This is a genomic window from Vallitalea sediminicola (assembly GCF_054408565.1).
This window is the reverse complement of record NZ_BTPT01000295.1, coordinates 1-236: the sequence shown is the minus strand read 5'-3', so window position 1 is coordinate 236 and position 236 is coordinate 1. Positions and strand designations below refer to the sequence as shown.

Here is a 236-nt window from a genome sequence, read left to right as displayed (position 1 = left end):
ACTGCTTCAGAAGCATTTATTACGCCTGAAATGTATATCAAAAACTGCAATAATAAAATATAAGAGATATGTTAACTCATTGAATGATATTCTAACTAAGTCAAAATCATTAGCAGTAGAAGCTAACGAAGAAATATTTTCTGATAGAGATAATATCAATGGAATTTTTAGATATGTTGATGAAGGAAAATTCCCATGGGAAAATTAATAGAAAGGGGCATATTATGACAGAATCA

1 protein-coding gene is annotated in these 236 nt (G+C 28.4%); it reads left to right on the top strand.

All coding sequences use genetic code 11. The features are described 5' to 3' along the window. Positions 1 to 208, top strand: a 208-nt coding sequence (locus ACX6CF_RS26795) for a hypothetical protein (RefSeq protein WP_458788429.1), incomplete at its 5' end; no start/stop codon positions are given. Between the last annotated feature and the right edge of the window lie 28 nt (positions 209 to 236).